Annotated in this window: 15 protein-coding genes; all 15 read right to left on the minus strand. The window is 42.0% G+C overall.

The window, feature by feature from the left end; translation table 11 throughout:
- Positions 1-54 precede the first annotated feature (54 nt).
- The 15 genes from SporoP17a_RS06590 to purM all read right to left on the minus strand — a co-directional run bounded on the left by SporoP17a_RS06590 (position 55) and on the right by purM (position 18,216).
- Positions 55-624, minus strand: a complete 570-nt coding sequence (locus tag SporoP17a_RS06590) for a thioredoxin family protein (RefSeq protein WP_083033836.1) — start codon at positions 622-624, stop codon at positions 55-57.
- Positions 625-721: 97 nt separating this feature from the next.
- On the minus strand, positions 722-2,152 hold the full coding sequence (gatB, locus tag SporoP17a_RS06595) for an Asp-tRNA(Asn)/Glu-tRNA(Gln) amidotransferase subunit GatB (protein WP_083033838.1): 1,431 nt from the start codon (positions 2,150-2,152) through the stop codon (positions 722-724).
- A 2-nt stretch (positions 2,153-2,154) separates the two neighbouring features.
- Positions 2,155-3,618, minus strand: coding sequence for an Asp-tRNA(Asn)/Glu-tRNA(Gln) amidotransferase subunit GatA (gatA, locus tag SporoP17a_RS06600; protein ID WP_083033840.1), 1,464 nt, complete (start codon positions 3,616-3,618; stop codon positions 2,155-2,157).
- A 56-nt stretch (positions 3,619-3,674) separates the two neighbouring features.
- Positions 3,675-3,962 (minus strand): Asp-tRNA(Asn)/Glu-tRNA(Gln) amidotransferase subunit GatC, encoded by a 288-nt coding sequence (gene gatC / locus SporoP17a_RS06605; protein ID WP_083033842.1) that lies wholly within the window; start codon positions 3,960-3,962, stop codon positions 3,675-3,677.
- A gap of 88 nt (positions 3,963-4,050) precedes the next feature.
- A complete protein-coding gene (locus SporoP17a_RS06610) occupies positions 4,051-5,184 on the minus strand; it encodes a CamS family sex pheromone protein (protein ID WP_083033844.1) in 1,134 nt (377 codons plus the stop codon).
- The gene (ligA, locus tag SporoP17a_RS06615) at positions 5,168-7,195 is read right to left on the minus strand and encodes an NAD-dependent DNA ligase LigA (protein WP_083033846.1); all 2,028 of its coding nucleotides are present in this window, start codon (positions 7,193-7,195) and stop codon (positions 5,168-5,170) included. Before ligA ends, SporoP17a_RS06610 begins: the two co-directional genes overlap by 17 nt.
- Positions 7,196-7,222: 27 nt before the next feature.
- Complete coding sequence (gene pcrA / locus SporoP17a_RS06620) at positions 7,223-9,457, minus strand: DNA helicase PcrA (protein ID WP_083033848.1); 2,235 nt, start codon at positions 9,455-9,457, stop codon at positions 7,223-7,225.
- Positions 9,458-9,501: 44 nt separating this feature from the next.
- On the minus strand, positions 9,502-10,200 hold the full coding sequence (locus SporoP17a_RS06625) for a heptaprenylglyceryl phosphate synthase (protein WP_083033850.1): 699 nt from the start codon (positions 10,198-10,200) through the stop codon (positions 9,502-9,504).
- Between the two features lie 81 nt (positions 10,201-10,281).
- On the minus strand, positions 10,282-10,602 hold the full coding sequence (locus SporoP17a_RS06630; protein WP_083033852.1) for a YerC/YecD family TrpR-related protein: 321 nt from the start codon (positions 10,600-10,602) through the stop codon (positions 10,282-10,284).
- A gap of 26 nt (positions 10,603-10,628) precedes the next feature.
- Complete coding sequence (locus SporoP17a_RS06635) at positions 10,629-11,648, minus strand: DUF3048 domain-containing protein (protein WP_083033853.1); 1,020 nt, start codon at positions 11,646-11,648, stop codon at positions 10,629-10,631.
- 9 nt (positions 11,649-11,657) lie between these two features.
- Positions 11,658-13,385: an adenine deaminase C-terminal domain-containing protein gene (locus SporoP17a_RS06640; protein ID WP_083033855.1), complete on the minus strand. Its 1,728-nt coding sequence runs from the start codon at positions 13,383-13,385 to the stop codon at positions 11,658-11,660.
- Between the two features lie 340 nt (positions 13,386-13,725).
- Positions 13,726-14,985: a phosphoribosylamine--glycine ligase gene (gene purD / locus SporoP17a_RS06645; RefSeq protein WP_083033857.1), complete on the minus strand. Its 1,260-nt coding sequence runs from the start codon at positions 14,983-14,985 to the stop codon at positions 13,726-13,728.
- 21 nt (positions 14,986-15,006) lie between these two features.
- On the minus strand, positions 15,007-16,542 hold the full coding sequence (gene purH / locus SporoP17a_RS06650) for a bifunctional phosphoribosylaminoimidazolecarboxamide formyltransferase/IMP cyclohydrolase (protein WP_083033859.1): 1,536 nt from the start codon (positions 16,540-16,542) through the stop codon (positions 15,007-15,009).
- A 46-nt stretch (positions 16,543-16,588) separates the two neighbouring features.
- Positions 16,589-17,164 (minus strand): phosphoribosylglycinamide formyltransferase, encoded by a 576-nt coding sequence (gene purN, locus SporoP17a_RS06655; protein ID WP_420542199.1) that lies wholly within the window; start codon positions 17,162-17,164, stop codon positions 16,589-16,591.
- Positions 17,161-18,216 (minus strand): phosphoribosylformylglycinamidine cyclo-ligase, encoded by a 1,056-nt coding sequence (gene purM / locus SporoP17a_RS06660; RefSeq protein ID WP_083033863.1) that lies wholly within the window; start codon positions 18,214-18,216, stop codon positions 17,161-17,163. Before purM ends, purN begins: the two co-directional genes overlap by 4 nt.
- Positions 18,217-18,218 lie beyond the last annotated feature (2 nt).

Consider the following 18,218-nt stretch of genomic DNA (forward strand, 5'->3'; position numbering starts at 1 on the left):
TGCGTCTGAAACAAATCAGACCTTTACCATTTTCAAATGGTTTCTTACAAATAGTTACTTAGACGATTGCAAAACAGGAAGCCATGTCGAACGAATATCACTGTACACAGCAAGCCAATTCTCGGGTTTTGATGTATATTCAGACATCAACTGAGAATAAAACATTTTTTGTTTCTCTTCATAATCAGATGCGTCTTTAGCTGGTAACTTTTCGCGACCATCCATCACATATTTCTGCAGAACCGGTGCTCGAGGTCCCCACTTTGCGACTACCTCACCTGCTGCATTTAATAGTAGATACATGGGTATCGAACGTCCACCATTTGTCAAATATCGGTCAATCAGCTCTGGATTTTCATCCCGCAACACAGTGCGAACATGTATATTGGCAGCTTCCGTAATCTTGCGAAGGATTGGATTATTCAGCATCGCATCACCACACCAGTCCTCTGTAATGACTAATATATGGGGTTGTTTTTCTATCAGCAATTCAATAAATTCATCATCCTGCGGTACTTCAAATGCATCATAGATCAAAAAACTGTTTTCCTTATGCATTTCCATTTTGTCCATATACGTTTGAAGCGATACAGCTTCTTCAAAATATTGTTGTTCTGTTTTCAATACAATCCCCCCTGTTTCACTGTGTAAGTTAACGTGGAAAAACGTCCAGGATCAGACTATTTTGGCCTCTCCTGGAACGTTTCATTTGATTGATAGATTAACGCTTCTTGATCTCTTCCATCAATAATTTATTAACAAGCGGTGGATTGGCTTGCCCTTTTGTCGCCTTCATAACTTGACCAACTAAGAATCCAACTGCACGATCCTTACCATTTTTAAAATCTTCAATTGATTGTTCATTATTATCTAGGATCTCAGTAATGATTGTACGCAATGTACCTTCATCAGAGATTTGAACAAGTCCCTTTTCTTTAACGATATCGGCAGGGTTTCCGCCTTTTTTCACAAGGTCAATAAATACTTTTTTAGCGATTTTAGAAGAAATTGTACCGTCTGTAATCAATTGTACAAGTTGTGCCAAGTTTTCAGGTGTCAACAGCGTGTCATGCAGATCTTTCGACTCAGCATTTAGATAAGCTGATACATCTCCCATCAACCAGTTGGAAGCCAATTTTGGATCCGCTCCCGCTTTGACTGTTGCATCAAAGAAGTCAGACATTTCCTTAGTTAACGTCAGTACGTGTGCATCGTACTCTGGAAGATCCAGTTCAGATACATAGCGTTCTTTACGAGCGTCAGGTAATTCTGGAATTTCCTGACGAACACGATCGATCCATTCTTGTTCGATATGAACTTCAGGCAAGTCTGGGTCATTGATGAAACGATAATCATTGGCACTGCCTTTGATACGCATCAATACTGTGTCGCCAGTTGCTTCGTCGTAACGACGAGTTTCTTGCTGAATGGTACCACCAGACAATAGAATTTTTTCTTGACGTGCTACTTCATTCGCAATACCGCGACGAATAAAGTTAAACGAGTTCAAGTTTTTCAATTCTGTCTTTGTACCAAACTCTTCTTGACCGAACGGACGCAATGAAATATTTGCATCACAACGAAGTGAACCCTCTTCCATACGTACGTCAGATACACCTGTATATTGAATAATCGCTTTTAGTTTTTCTAAGAATGCATATGCTTCTTCCGGAGAGCGCACATCTGCTTCTGTAACGATTTCAATTAACGGTGTTCCTTGACGGTTCAGGTCGACTAATGAATATCCATTTTCTGTATGCGTCAGTTTTCCCGCATCTTCTTCTAAATGTACACGTTCAATACGAATTTTCTTCTTTTTGCCGTCTACTTCAATTTCAATCCAACCATTTGCTCCTACAGGACGCTTGTCTTGAGAGATTTGGTATGCCTTCGGATTATCAGGATAGAAATAGTGCTTGCGGTCAAAGTTCATAATAGGCGCAACATCACAGTTTAGTGCCATAGACGCCTTCATCCCAAATTCCACTGCTTTTTTATTTAACGTAGGTAAAACACCAGGATATGCGATGTCTGTTACGTGAATATTCTTATTCGGCTCTGCGCCGAAATGGGCAGGTGCTGGTGACATAATTTTAGTATCTGTTTTTAGTTCTACGTGGATTTCTAATCCGACAATTGTCTCGAAGTTCATGATTATTTCCCCTCCTGAATCGATGGAGTACGCTTGTGGAAATCAGTAGCTTGCTCATAAGCATGAGCGACTTTATATAATGTTTCCTCGTCAAAGTGCTTACCCATAATTTGCATGCCAACCGGTAGATCGTTAACGAAACCACATGGTACGGATAATGCTGGACGGCCTGTGAGGTTCGCTGGTACAGCTAAGACATCATTTGCATAATGAACGAGCTGGTCTCCACCTGTTTCGCCAAGCTTAAATGCTGTTGTAGCAGCAGTTGGCCCAATGACAACATCATATTTTTCAAATACGGAATCAAAGTCTTGTGCAATCAATGTACGAATCTTTTGGGCACGTACATACAAATCTTCATGATGATCTGCACTCATTGCATATGTTCCAAAAATAATACGTTTTTTCACTTCATCGCCAAATCCTTCTTGACGTGTACGGAAATATGCTTGCTCTAGGTTTTCAGCGTTTTCTGTGTGATAACCGTAACGCAATCCATCAAAACGTGAAAGATTGGATTGTGCTTCCGAGGAAGATATTACATAATACGTAGTTGGCGCATATTGAATATGTGGCAATTCCACCTCTTCACAAATTGCTCCAAGAGATTCCAATACAGTAATTGCCTCTCTTACTGCTGTAGCGATTTCCGCATCAACACCTTCACCTAGATAAGGTTTTGGAACTGCAACTTTCAGACCTTTAATATCGCCTGTAAGAGCTGCCGTGAAATCAGGAACCGCTTTTACAGAAGATGAACTGTCATTGTCATCTTCACCTGCGATTACGCCAAGCAATAATGCGTTATCTTCCACAGTGCGTGACAATGTACCGATTTGATCAAGTGAAGAAGCGAATGCTGTTAAACCAAAACGTGAAATACGACCGTATGTAGGTTTCATTCCAACAATTCCACAGAATGCAGCGGGTTGACGAACTGAACCGCCAGTATCCGAACCAAGAGATAGTGGTATTTCTCCTGCTGCGACTGCCGCTGCAGAACCACCTGAAGAGCCGCCTGGCACATAATCTGTATTCCATGGGTTTAATGTATTACCGAAATAAGATGTTTCAGTTGTGGAACCCATTGCAAATTCATCCATATTGAGTTTTCCAATATTCACTGCGCCGGCAGCTTCCAATTTATCTATAACTGTAGCATTGTAAACGGGTACGAATTCTTCCAACATTTTACTTGCACATGTTGTCGTCATATCTTTTGTTACAATATTATCCTTAATACCGATTGGAACACCGAAAAGACGTCCACGTGTACTAGCATCTTCTTGATCAAGCTGTTCTGCACGCTTGGTTGCCTCTTCTTTTGCGACGTGAATAAACGCGTGAATTTTCTCTTCTTGCTGCTCAATCGTTTGTAATGTTGCTTCTGTTACTTCTTTAGCAGTAACTTCCCCTTTTTGTAAAAGAGCTTGAAGTTCTGTTGCTGTTTTACTTGTTAACGTCATCACTTTTCCTCCTACTATCGTTGTGCCATGAATGGTATTCTATACTGCAAATTCGATTACAGAATATCTGGAACCTTGATAAGTCCATCTTCCTGATCTTCTGCACTAGCTAGCATTACTTCACGGTCCAAGATATCCTTTGGCTCATCCTCACGTAAGACGTTGATCATAGCAACTGGATGCGTCATAGGTTTTACACCTGTAATATCCACATCTTTTAAATTACTTACACTTTCAATCAAATCTGCTATCTGTGCAGAGAAATTTTCTTTGTCTTCCTCGGAGAGGCCAATACGGACGAAATCCGCAAAATACTTGACGTCTTCATTCGAAAATGTTGTCATACATCGTTCCTCCTCATTTTGCAATCGTACAATTTATCATACCATTTAATCAGTTTCTTGGAAAGTTCGTGTTACTACCTAAAATCTGTTAATATCCATAGACATGTACAAACGGTTCTTCTCGATCATTGTCGTTCACAATCAGCACTTCGGGTCCATTGACTGACGTTACACTTACTTCGATGGGGACGTCTTTAAAATGCGTTTTAACTAACGAAGTCAAATATTGTGAAAATCCAATCAGCTCTGTCTTGCCAAAAAATTGTATAGGCATTTCCACGCGTAATGAATGTAGTTTCTGGTCTTTATAGAACGCTGTTCCAATGACATTCACAAAGCTCGGGAAATAATCATCAATGTCTTGTTTAAAGTTCTTGAATGTCGTATTCAAGTCACGATAATTTCCTGTAGAAGAAGATGCGGGAAGTAATACATATTGCTCGTCCACTTCTTTCCACCCAGTGAATTCATTTTTACCTTTTGCAGCGAATGAAGTCGCAAAATATGTGCCGGGCACAATATCGTTCCGACTCTCTTGCTTAAACAAGCCGACAGCTACTGGGATATCTGCAAGCTCTGGTTTACTACGTAATCTACTCAATATAATGTCTGCCATCTTCTTGCCTTTTTCTTCGATCGTTTTATCATCAATCCGGCGTTCGTTACCTTCACGTGGATAATAAATCGAATTCATTGCAAGTCCAATAGATATTCCCGCTAATTTCACTTTTTTATCATCTGTCATCTGTAAATAATTTTGTTCAACGATATGCGCCAGATAGATCGGTGCTTCATCCGCAATTTGTGCTGGTGACATATCGTCAGTAATTGCAGGATTGAGACCCGCTTCAAAATTGGACTTTCTGGAGATCCATTGTTTTGCAGTATCGCGGTCTATATACTGACCTTCCTGGAAGAAATAATTTTTAGGGTCGTAATATTGCGAAGACAGACGTAATAGGCCTTCCTCTGTTTCCTGGATATCGTACTTCGTATTGAGATTATTGACAACTAACCCTCGGCTAGCGCTCTTTTTAAATGGAACCGGTGTCCGATAGTATTCTTTTTTTACTTGAGTCTCAGGAATGAGCACCATTTCCTGCTCACTTTCTTCTGTTTCTTGCACTGCTTGTTCCGAATCATCGCCCGGCGCCGGTACACATCCTGTCAGCAAGACTGCCGACAGGATGCCCGTCATAAGCCATTTAATCGTTATTTTCATTCATATCCACTCCAAGGGCGTCAAGCATGGCTTGCTCGTCCCAAATTTCAATCTCTAATTCTTGCGCTTTCGTCAATTTGGAGCCTGCATCTTCACCTGCAATGACCAGATCTGTTTTCTTACTGACACTGCCACTGACAGTCCCGCCCAGCGATTCAATTCGTTCTTTAGCTTCTCCACGCGTCAATTCTGCGAGTTTACCTGTTAAGACAATGGTTTTTCCAGCGAAAGGTCCAGTAGTTGGCAACTCTTCACGCGTAGTACCTTTATAAACAGTATTTACACCATAAGAACGCAACTTGTTCATTACTTCCTGAACTTCTTCCGTACTAAAGTACGTTGTCACAGAGTCAGCAACAATCGCACCGATTTCAAAAATATTGACAAGCTCTTCTTCTGTTGCTTGTTCTAGTGCATCAAGGGTGCGGTACTCTTCTGCTAATATTCTTGCGACCTTTTCACCGACATGGCGAATGCCCAATCCAAATAGCAATTTCTCTAATGAATTCTCTTTGGACTGTTCAATAGCCGTCAAAATATTTGTGGCAGATTTCTCTCCGATCCGTTCCAAGGCCAATAGTGATTCTTTCGTTAAGATATATAAATCGGAAACATCCTGAACCAATTCAGCAGTATACAATTGTTCAATTAGCTTTTCACCAACGCCATCAATATTCATGGCTCTTCTTGAAACGAAATGGATTAATGCTTCTTTCATCTGTGCAGGACATTTAGGGTTCACACAACGCAGCGCCACTTCCCCTTCAATCCTAACGAGTTCTGAATCGCATACTGGACAGTGGTCGGGCATATGGAACGGTTCTTCTTCACCTGTTCGCTGTTCTTTCAATGACATGACGATTTCAGGAATAATATCGCCTGCCTTTCGCAACACGACGTGATCACCGATACGAATATCCTTCTCACGGATTAAGTCTTCGTTATGCAAAGAGGCTCGTCCTACTGTTGTACCTGCTACCAGAACAGGTTCTAGTATGCCTGTTGGTGTCACTACACCTGTCCTACCTACACTTAACTCAATATCTAGCAGTTGAGTCTGCACTTCTTCTGCAGGGAATTTATACGCAATAGCCCATTTCGGACTTTTTGCGGTATAACCGAGTTGCTCTTGCGATTCGAAGTTATCGACTTTTATTACAATACCATCAATTTCATAATCGAGGTTTAGTCTATTTTCTGTCCAGTAGGCTACATATTCCAATACTTCTTCAATTGTCGTACAACGCTTACGTTCTTTATTTGTCGTCAATCCTAGTTCATCCACTTTATTGAGCGCATCCGAGTGACTGTCTAAGCCATATACTTCTGCATCGCCGCCTACCGCATAAATAAAAGTAGCTAAATTTCTGCTCTCCGCAACTTTTGAATCCAATTGACGAAGTGAACCTGCAGCTGCATTTCGTGGATTGGCAAAAGGTACTTCCCCCGCTTCATCACGGTCTTCATTCAATTTAACAAATGAATTCTTGGGCATATACGCTTCGCCACGTACTTCAATTGTTAAAGACTCATTCAATTTATGTGGGATCGAGCGAATAGTTTTTAAGTTGGCTGTGATGTCTTCTCCAACTGAACCGTCTCCACGAGTAGCACCTTGTACAAGCTGGCCATTTTCATATTGTAAGGAAACAGCGAGACCATCTATTTTCAGTTCACATACATACACAGCGTTCCCTGTCGCGTCTTTTACACGTCTGTCGAAATCCTTTAAGTCTTCTTCATTAAACGCATTTGCCAAACTAAGCATTGGATGACGATGAACAACTTTATTAAACACCTCGAGTGGTGCTCCGCCAACTCGTTGTGTCGGTGAATCCGGATAGATTAAGTCAGGATGTTCTTCTTCAATCGCCAACAATTCCTTCATCTTTTCATCATATTCTGAATCGGGAACGATAGGGGCATCCAAGTCATAGTATGCACGCCCGTACTCATGTAAGGTTTTATTGAGCTCTGCTACTCGCTTCTCTAGTTCTAGAACATCATCCATCTACTTTCCACACTCCTTAAGGACGCTTTATTCTTTTTCAATTGGTGCAAATTTAGCTAATAGTCGCTTGATACCAACTGGGTTAGGGAAAGCAATATCCAATTCCATATCATCTGCGTTACCTTTAACACTCACAACCGTTCCAGTTCCCCATATTTTATGGGACGCCTTATCTCCTGGATTCCACTGCATTTTTTCTCCGCCACTTTCATTATAGGCTGGACGTTTGACTGCAGGTCGTCTGGTTTTCGCTTTAGGTGCTTGAGCGAAAGGTACACTCATACCATTGCCATCTGCTAATAGTTCTGTCAGTTCTTCTGAGATTTCATTGAGAAAACGAGATGGTTGATTGAAGTTTGACTTACCGAACAACATCCGGTGACCTGCACTTGTCAGGTAAAGGCGCTGTTCTGCGCGTGTAATCGCTACATACGCGAGTCTTCGTTCTTCTTCCATTTCTTCGGGATCTGCAAGTGCTCGAATATGTGGGAAGATGTTTTCTTCCATACCGAGCACAAAGACCACAGGGAATTCCAAGCCCTTTGCTGCGTGCATCGTCATTAGGACGATTTTCTCCGTAGAAGTGTTCTCTTCCTTATCCAATGTATCAATATCCGCTACTAAAGCGAGGTCAGTCAAAAATGCAACGAGGGAAGGTTCTTCCTCTTCTTCAGCTGCACGCTTTTCAAACGCTTCTGTAACAGATAAAAACTCTTCAATGTTTTCAAGACGGCTTTCCGCTTCGATTGATTTTTCTTTTTCTAACATCTCACGATAGCCCGATTTATCAATGACTTCTTTCACTAGTTCAGTGATTGATAAAAATTCTTGCATTTGAGTAAATCCATTGATCAATTCATGGAATTTTACCGCTTCCGTTAAGGCTCTTTTAGGTAAGCCCATAAAATCTACTTCCTGCAATGAATCAAAAATGGAGCGGTCATTTTGTAATGCAAACGTCGCCATACGTTCGAACGAAGTTGCACCGATGCTACGTTTTGGCTCATTGATGATTCTTGCTAAAGCAAGGTCATCATCATGATTTGCAATAAGACGTAAATAGGCGAGTAAATCTTTAATCTCTTTTCGGTCATAGAACTTCGTGCCGCCTACAATGGTATAATCAAGGTTTGACTTTAATAAGTATTCCTCAATTAGACGGGACTGTGCATTCGTTCGGTATAGAATTGCAAATTGATCCAATGTTAATCCTAGTTGTTCTTTCAATTCAATGATTTGTTGCACAACAAACTGTGACTCATCTTTTTCATCACGAGCTTTGTAAATCGAGATTAATTCACCCTCGGGATTCTCCGTGCGCAATTTCTTATCATAGCGACTTTTATTATTATCGATCACTTCATTCGCCGCTTGCAAAATCCTCTTGGTGGAACGGTAGTTTTGCTCTAATAGAATAACATTGGCTTCTTTATAATCTTTTTCAAAAGAAAGTATGTTACCGATATCCGCACCACGCCAGCGATAGATCGATTGATCGGAGTCCCCTACTACACAAACATTACGGAATTTTGATGCCAGCATCTTGACGAGGCGATACTGCGCATTGTTTGTATCTTGGTACTCATCCACATGAATATACTGAAATTTGTTTTGATAATACTCGAGCACTTCAGGGACTCGTTCAAACAAGACTGTCGTCATCATGATCAAATCATCGAAATCCATCGACTGATTCTGACGCAGTTTTTTTGTATACCGATCATAGATATCCGCTACTGTACGTTCATGGGGGTTTTGAGGATTCGAATTTTTACGGAATTCTATCGCGTCTATACATTCGTTTTTCGCGTTGCTAATAATTCCAAGCATTGCACGCGGATCATTCTGTTTCGGGTCGAGATTCAGTTCTTTCAATACACGTTTCATTGCAGTCAATTGATCAGCACTGTCAAGAATAGTGAAATTTTTAGATAAGCCAATTCGATCTACGAACCTGCGTAAAATTCGAACACACATCGAGTGGAAGGTCGAAACCCACATACGTTCTCCAGAGCCTGGACCCAGTAGTCCATCAATTCGGTCACGCATTTCACGTGCCGCTTTATTTGTAAATGTAATGGCTAATATATTGGAGGGGTACACTTGTTTTTCCACAACCAAATATGCAATTCGGTGTGTCAATACACGAGTCTTCCCTGAACCTGCCCCCGCCATAATGAGCAACGGTCCCTCGGTCGTTTTGACTGCACGCGCTTGCTCAGGATTCATGCCTTTTAATAAATCATCTGATAATGTATTCATATTAGTACCGCCTTTTCGGAACATTTGTTCTCATTATATACTACTCACACAGGTAAAGGAACAGATTTCACAGCATGGACTGTTTTAAGAGCCACTTGTAGGTCATCGTATACTACATTTCCTACTACTACCGTATCTGCAATGGCCGCCATTTCTTTCGCTTGTTCTGTTGAGCGAATTCCACCACCGTAAAAGAGACGAGTAGTAGTAAGTAATTCTTTTGCCGATCGAACAACTTGTGGATCACCGTATTGCCCACTGTACTCTAAATAAAAAATCGGCAAAGAAAATAAATGTTCAGCCATCCGTGCATATGCTTGTACATCTTCTTCATCGGGAACACGGTCTACGCCTGTCACCTTCGCAGCTGTACAATCCAAATTTAAAATACAGTAACCTTCTGTAACTAGCTCATCGAAGTTCATCATATGGCCGTATTCCCGAAGTGCTTCGTGATGCAAGCCGTTCAGCCATTTTGAATCCGTTGTGTTTAAGACCGTTGGAATGAAGTAATAATCGAATCCTGGCGTGACGGATTCAACAGTAGATACTTCCAATGCAAGGGGTACGGAAAAACGACGGAAACGTGCAAGTAAATCAAGTACGTTTTCCAATGTGACACCGTCAGACCCACCAATGATGACTCCATCCGTTCCAGACTCCGCTATGGCTTCTACTTGTTTATCTGATATTTCTTTCGCTGGATCAATTTTAAATGCATGTCGCCATGTTTTATAGTCCATTTTTTATTTCCACCTTCTTTTGTCATAGTAGTTATATATAACTTTTAAAAAACCGGTGGGTATGATCCCTGGCCGGTTGTGTTAGTTATTTTTTGTTTGATTGTTTTGAAGTTCAGGGTACAGTCGATCCAACATAAGATTGTAGCCACCAGACCCGTAGTCTACGCAACGGCGTATGCGGGAGATCGTAGCTGTACTTGCGCCTGTTTCTTGTTGGATGCTGTCATAGGTTTTTTTCAGTTTGAGTTTATGGGCTACATCCAGTCTTTGCGCAAGTGATTGGACTTCACTCATCGTGCAAATGTCATCGAAAAACATATAACATTCTTCTACATCCTTTAGTTCTAGAATTGCTTGAAATAATTGATCTATTTGTTCTCCGCGGATTTTATCTATTTGCATGCTCTCGCCCTCTCTCTATGTCGATCTTACGGAGTATAAGTGACGGAAGTAGAAGGACCTGATAATGATGGAATAATGTGGATCCAAGTTTTTCCGGCTGTTAATTTCACAGGTAAGTCTTGGTCTACTGGAGTTAAAAATCCATCTTTATTTTGCCATTCAATCGTTTTAGCGATCCCTTCATGAAACAGCATAGCTTGGCCGCCAGATTCTAGGTCAATTGCGAGCCTGCCTTGTTGATCAACTGTTTGATGATCCATTTCCATCACGATGATATTCGCCAATTCTATACGTCGTTCATTTAGCTTATCTACTGTATCAATACCGTTAACAGACCGATAGTACCGATTTTCTTCTTGATCATACGTGTACGTACTAATGAAATTCGGATCTGAACTGTACGATACTTGAACCGTTGATGCTATATCCCCTATTTTATCACTTTCATCAGGATTAAGGAAAGAAAAGGACGGCTGTGCAGTGATCTCTTCAGATGCATTCACAAGACTAAATGCTTCTGCAATATGTTCCTTTGATATATACGAGTTATGCGGAGCCCGACGATCCGCTGAACGTTCGAATAAAGTTCCATCATGGCTTATCCCATTTATATGTTCAACTACCCGATCATCTAATAATTTCTTTGCATCTGGACTATAACCATGAGCGATATAAAATGCATCCATACCTTCTGCCAAGTGTACGAAATAGTCACGTGCACTTCGAATAGGGCCTATCTGATCCGGCACCTTACTTTGAAAAAGGGCGGCATAGCGTGTAACTTGACCTTCAGCTAAAAATTCATAGATCTGATCCGCGTCTGCCAGTCCCGATTGTGGACGGGCTGCAGGAATATTACTGATTGTCGCTACAATAGGGCGATTGTTGATTCCATCTGTAATTTCACCTGTAAAAGAAGACACTTCAATCGGATTTTGTTTTTTCTCTGGTTCCTCTGGTTCAGACTGATCTTTTGAAGAGCATCCCCCAAGACATAGCAAGCTAACCGCGGCCGTCAAGAGTAACTTTCGTCCATTCCATCTCAATATGTGCTCCTACCTTTCTATATTAGGTATTAATCGTTCATTTTTCATTACTTGCACGACACCAATCGGCGTGATTCGGACATACGGCAAGTGAACAGATTGAAGGAATAACAACGTATATACGGCATCTCCATGCGTATATCCACGCTCTTTTAATGCCTTTTTCATTGCTAACTCTTCTTCGATGATGGTTTCCATCGGTTGAACAGACAACCCGCCTGCAACTTGCAGTGGTAACGTTTCAATTATCTTACCATTCTCAGCGAGTGCCATGCCTCCGCCTATTTTCTTTATTTCATTAAACGCTCTCTTCATCTCTTGCCAATCCTGCCCAATCAATAATACATCACCCGTATTTGAATAGGAAGATGCGAAACCTTGCAGATTATTTCCGAATCCTTTTAGCATCGTATTGACTCGCCACTTGCCGTTCTTATCCAATAACATCAAATAACACTCATCACCAGTTGCAATCGTCGGACTGCTAAGATCTAAATCACTTTCATATACTTTTGTAATCACATCATTAACCATCTGAATCCCCGTTGAAGAGGTGAATGTGAAATCTTCATCTGTCAGTTCATAAGGTAATTCAAATGCCGGCAACGCTTTCCAATCTACTGCTTTGAAAGCGTCGGACGATGTATTGTTTCGGAGTACCCACTTCCCTTTTGATAATACATCAGTTGGTACTGGATTGTATTCATCTTCTAAAAAATTCAATGTCGCAAAACGGCCTGTCGCAATTACACTATGCAAATCCGTAATATCGTAGTACCTCGCCACGTTATATGATGCCATTTGATACGCATCAATCGGTGGTACTCCCGCGTCAAGTGCTATTTGAATACATTGGTCCATTACACCTTCACGATAGAACGAAGGTGTGGAACCATCTGTCGTCATCATCAAGTGATCAAAAACATCCCATTCCTTCTCAACAATACCTTTCAATAAATCTGGAAGATCTGGACGAATTGAAGAATAGCGCAATGTGGCGGCATATCCTTGCTGTAATCGTCTTTCCACTTCATCAACAGTCATCGCTTCATGATCGCCGTCCGCCCCAAGCAATTTCATTCGGGCCAGTGTGCGTTCCGATGCACCTGGAAAATGTCCTTCGATCTTTTTACCAAGTCGTTTGGATTCCATTAAAGACTGCATGATCGTTTGATCACCTTGTAGTAGTCTAGGCCAACCTGTCAGCTCTCCTGTCATCAATACATCAGGACGCTCCATCCATTTCACAACGTCTACGGTATTGAAAAGCTCTCTTTCATTTTGCAGTACAGTTTGCGAATCAACCCGTGCCCACCAATAAAATGAGAATGGTAGTTCATTCAGTTGATCAATAAATGCAAATGCAGTTTGCTGATCCAACATGGAGAATAAGATGAGATTATCCGATATAAAAGTTGTGGTTCCTCGACGGGATGCATAGTCAGCAAATGTTTCCGGATTATATAATTGAAATGGATGGACATGGGGCTCGATATATCCCGGGACTACTTTCTTGCCTGAAGCGTCAACACACTCTGTTCCTTCCAGAATAGCCGGCATACGCTCCCCTACATAAACGATTCGATCACCTTGAATCCAAATGTTCCCTTGCATCCATTTCTTGAATATAGAATGTAAGTATGTAGCATTTTCAATTACGATATCAGGCGCTTTCTCTCCATTAATAATCGCAAGTTGTGACTGTATTTCTTTTGCACTCCACATGCTGAACACCATCCCTTACAGGTAGTTTTTCTGTTTAGTAACTATTGCTTTATCGTAACATAGCAATTCAATCTGGAATAGCTATGTTATGTAAAAATTGTCCACAAGCACTTTTTCATTAATCCACAAGAAAACAGATACTTACACACACTACCAACAACTTACTCACACTTTCTCCACTAACAAATCACAAAACTATAAAGTGTGTTGTGGATAATTTGCTTTTTACACTCGAAATAAATTGTATATACTATCCATAATATATTTTCAGACGTCAAACCTCGTCCTTTAATAATAAAAAAGACTGTCTTAGAAGTCATGCAACACTTCTAAGACAGTCCTATTTCATCTATTATTCAAATGTACGCCATCCGATATCTGTACGGTGAAAGAATCCGTCCCACGATTGATCAGCAAGACCATTGTAGACTTTCTCTTGAGCTTCTTTTAACGTAGCTGCTTTTGCTGCAACAAGAAGTACACGACCGCCATTTCCGACGAAGTGATCATCTTCTAGCTTCGTGCCTGCATGAAAGACGTCAAGTCCGTTAGCAGTCAGTACATCAAGGTTAGGGAGTGCACGGCCATTCACTACATCAGATGGATACCCTTCCGATGCAATAACCACACCTAACATCGCTTCTTCATGCCATTCAAGATCGAACGATTCTCCAGCCATTAGCGCTTCCATGAACTTACCAAAATCCGATTTCATACGCGGTAAAACAACTTGTGTTTCTGGGTCTCCAAAGCGAGCATTGAATTCAATAACCTTCGGACCTTGCTCAGTAAGTATTAAACCAGCATAGAGGATACCTGTAAAAGGAATTCCTTCTTCTGTCATAGCCTCGACAGTAGGTACGACTACGCGATCGTATGCTTCTTGCACAATAGCATCTGAAATTTGTGGAACTGGGGAATACGCACCCATCCCGCCAGTGTTCGGACCGCGATCACCGTCATACGCACGTTTGTGATCTTGTGCAATCACCATTGGGTAGATTTGTCCATCATGAACGAACGACATATAAGAGAACTCTTCACCATCAAGAAATTCTTCTACCACCACACGTGATGATGATTCACCGAACTTTTGATTGCCAATCATGTCATCTACCGCATCTAACGCTTCTTGTAATTCCATTGCGACGATTACGCCTTTTCCAGCTGCCAATCCGTCAGCCTTCACAACGATCGGGGCACCTTGTTCGCGGATGAATGCCTTCGCTGCATCAGCATCCGTGAACGTTCCATAAGCTGCTGTTGGAATATCATACTTGTCCATGATTTCCTTGGCGAATGACTTGCTGCCTTCGATGCGAGCAGCCGCCTGGGTCGGACCGAATACTGTTAAGCCTTTATCTAAGAAATAATCAGCAATTCCTTCCGCCAGCGGCTGTTCCGGTCCAACGAACGTCAACGTAACACGCTGTTCGATGGCGAAGTCTGCCAAAGCCGCAAAGTCTGTAGCCGCAATATCCACACATGTTGCATCTTGCTGCATACCGTCGTTGCCAGGTGCCACAAATACTTCTGATACAGAAGGCGCTTGGTTGAACTGTTTGGCTATCGCATGTTCACGACCACCACTTCCAATTACAAGAACTCTCATGTTCATCTACTCCCTACACGATTAATGTTTGAAATGACGTACGCCTGTGAATACCATCGTAATGCCATATTCATTGGCTTTTTTAATAGAATCTGCATCTTTAACCGAACCACCCGGTTGAATGATTGCCGTAATGCCTGCTTTGGCTGCTGCTTCAACTGTATCATCCATAGGGAAAAATGCATCGGAAGCAAGAGCTGCCCCTTTTGCGCGTTCGCCTGCTTGTGTTAGAGCGATTTTCGCAGCACCTACACGGTTCATTTGACCTGCGCCTACACCGATTGTCATATGCTCATCTGTTACGACGATTGCGTTAGACTTTACGTGTTTCACAACTGCCCATCCCAGTTTCATCGCATTCCATTCTGCTTCAGTTGGCTCTCGGTCTGTTGCCACTTTAATATCTGCTTCTTCAAAACCGTGCGCATCAGGCTGTTGCATCAATAATCCGCCTTCAACGGATACGGTGTTCCACTGATCTTTTTTCCGCTGTTCAAATGAAATCGTCAAAAGACGAATATTTTTCTTTTTGGTCAAGGTCTCAATTGCCTCTTCTGTAAATGAAGGAGCAATAACAATTTCAAGGAATATATCAGCAAGTTGCACGGCTGTTTCCTGATCTACTTTTTTATTCAATGCAATAATCCCACCGAAAATAGACGTAGAATCTGCTTCGTAGGCTTTTTGGAAAGCTTCAGCAATGGTCTCGCCTGTACCTACGCCACATGGATTCATGTGCTTAACCGCAACGGCTGCAGGCTCAGTAAATTCCTTTACGATTTGGATCGCTGCATTCGCATCTTGGATATTGTTATAAGATAATTCTTTTCCATGAAGCTGTTCCGCATAGGCAATCGAGAAATCAGAGCCAAGCGGACGGCTATAGAATGCTGCCTGCTGATGCGGATTTTCTCCATAACGCAATGGTTGCTTCAATTCGTATGTATAGGTAACTTGTTCTGGGAATTGTTCGCCTGCAAGGTCTGTCAAGTAGCCGGAAATCAATGAATCATAGGCTGCTGTATGACGGAATACTTTAGCTGCTAAACGACGGCGCGTTTCAAGAGTTGTCTTGCCATCCGCTTTCAGTTCGTCAAGTACCGCACTGTAATCAGCTGCATCCACAATGACAGTGACGTATGCATGATTCTTTGCAGACGCACGAAGCATTGCCGGTCCACCAATATCAATATTTTCGATCGCATCTTCTGCGGATACGTCTGGTTTAGAAATCGTTTCTTTGAATGGATACAAGTTCACACACACTACATCGATTGGCTGGATGCCGTGCTCTTCCATTTGTGCTTGATGTTCGGGGTCATCTTGCTTTGCTAGTAATCCGCCGTGAATCATCGGGTTTAATGTTTTCACACGGCCTTCCATGATCTCAGGGAATCCTGTTACTTCATCTACAGCCGTTACAGCAACACCATTGTCTTTTAGGTGCTTCATCGTACCACCAGTAGATAATAATTCATACCCAAGCTGTTCAAGTTCTTTCGCAAATTCTAGTACACCGCTTTTATCCGATACGCTTAACAATGCGCGTTTTTTCAAAGGAATTCCCTCCATTTTATAAAAAAAGCCTGTCATTTCAACAGGCTCATCGATTTTCAAATAAACTTTGCAAAGTTTCTGTATATAATTCATGTTCTACGGCATGGATAGCTAATGCGGTCCGATCAGTATCCCCATCGACAACGTCTACTGTACGTTGAGCTAAAATCGGACCCGTATCCATTCCTTCATCTACAAGATGAACGGTAACACCTGTTACTTTGACGCCGGCAGCCACAGCTTGTCCGATCGCATCCTTACCTGGGAATGAAGGCAATAACGATGGATGGATATTGAGGATCCGCTCAGGATAAGCTTCTAATAAAACAGGACCGATCAATCGCATATAGCCAGCCAATATTAGCCACTCCACTTGTGCTTCTTGTAATTTTTCGAGTATTGCTTGTTCATATGCTGTTTTTGTTTCGAAGTCACGAGGGCGAATAGCTGCAATTGGTATACCAATTTCGTTTGCCCGTTCATTGACGAGAGCATCCGGTTTATCTGTCACCAGTAAAACGATTTCAGCTGGAATGCGCTCCGCTTTACAAGCTTCTGCCAAAGCGGCAAAATTACTGCCGCTTCCTGAAGCAAATACTGCAATCTTTACTTTATTCATTATGACAATGTCCCGTCATGCTCGCCGTTAAACGTGACGCCTTCTTGCTTCGTAACACGTCCGATTACATATGCTTCTTCACCGTGTGCTTTAGCGATTTCGATTGCTTTTTCAGCTTGTGCTTCCGGCAAGGCTACGACGAACCCAACACCCATGTTGAATACGCTATATAAATCACGATCCGTTAATTCGCCTTTTTCTTTCAACATCTGGAATACAGGAAGTACGGGCCAAGCGCCTAGATCTACTTCTACTCCAAATCCTTCAGAGAACATACGTGGAAGGTTTTCGAAGAATCCACCGCCTGTTATATGACCCATGGAATGTACATCAAGCTGTTGGTGCATCTCAAGTACCGGTTTTGCGTAGATCTTAGTCGGCTTTAATAACGCATCCGCTACTGTGCCAAGATCTTCAAAACCTTCAATCGTACCGTTAATGTCTGCGCCCATTTGTTCGAAAACAATATGGCGTACTAATGAGTAGCCGTTCGAGTGAATACCGCTCGATGCGATTCCAACTAGTACGTCGCCTTCTTGCACACGCTCACCTGTAACTAGCTCGCTCTTTTCACAAGCGCCTACTGCAAATCCTGCCAAATCATATTCATCTTCTTCATAAAGTCCTGGCATTTCAGCCGTTTCTCCGCCAATCAATGCCGCACCCGATTGTACACAACCATCCGCTACACCTTTAACAATTGCTTCTACTTTTTCAGGAACTGCTTTACCTAGCGCCACATAGTCAAGGAAATACAACGGCTCTGCACCTTGCGCTACAATATCATTCACACACATTGCAACACAATCAATCCCGATTGTGTCGTGACGGTCCGCCATGAAAGCCAATTTCAACTTCGTGCCCACCCCGTCTGTACCGGAAATGAGTACCGGTTCTTTATATTCCAGCGCAGATAGATCGAACATTCCGCCGAACCCACCAAATGCACCTGCTACCCCTTTGCGAGATGTCCGTGCTACGTGAGACTTCATGCGTTCCACTGACTCATAGCCAGCTTCAATATTAACTCCCGCTTTTTCATATGCCTTCGACATGG

It is taken from the genome of Sporosarcina ureae (assembly GCF_002082015.1).
GTDB classification, from domain to species: Bacteria; Bacillota; Bacilli; order Bacillales_A; family Planococcaceae; genus Sporosarcina; species Sporosarcina ureae_A.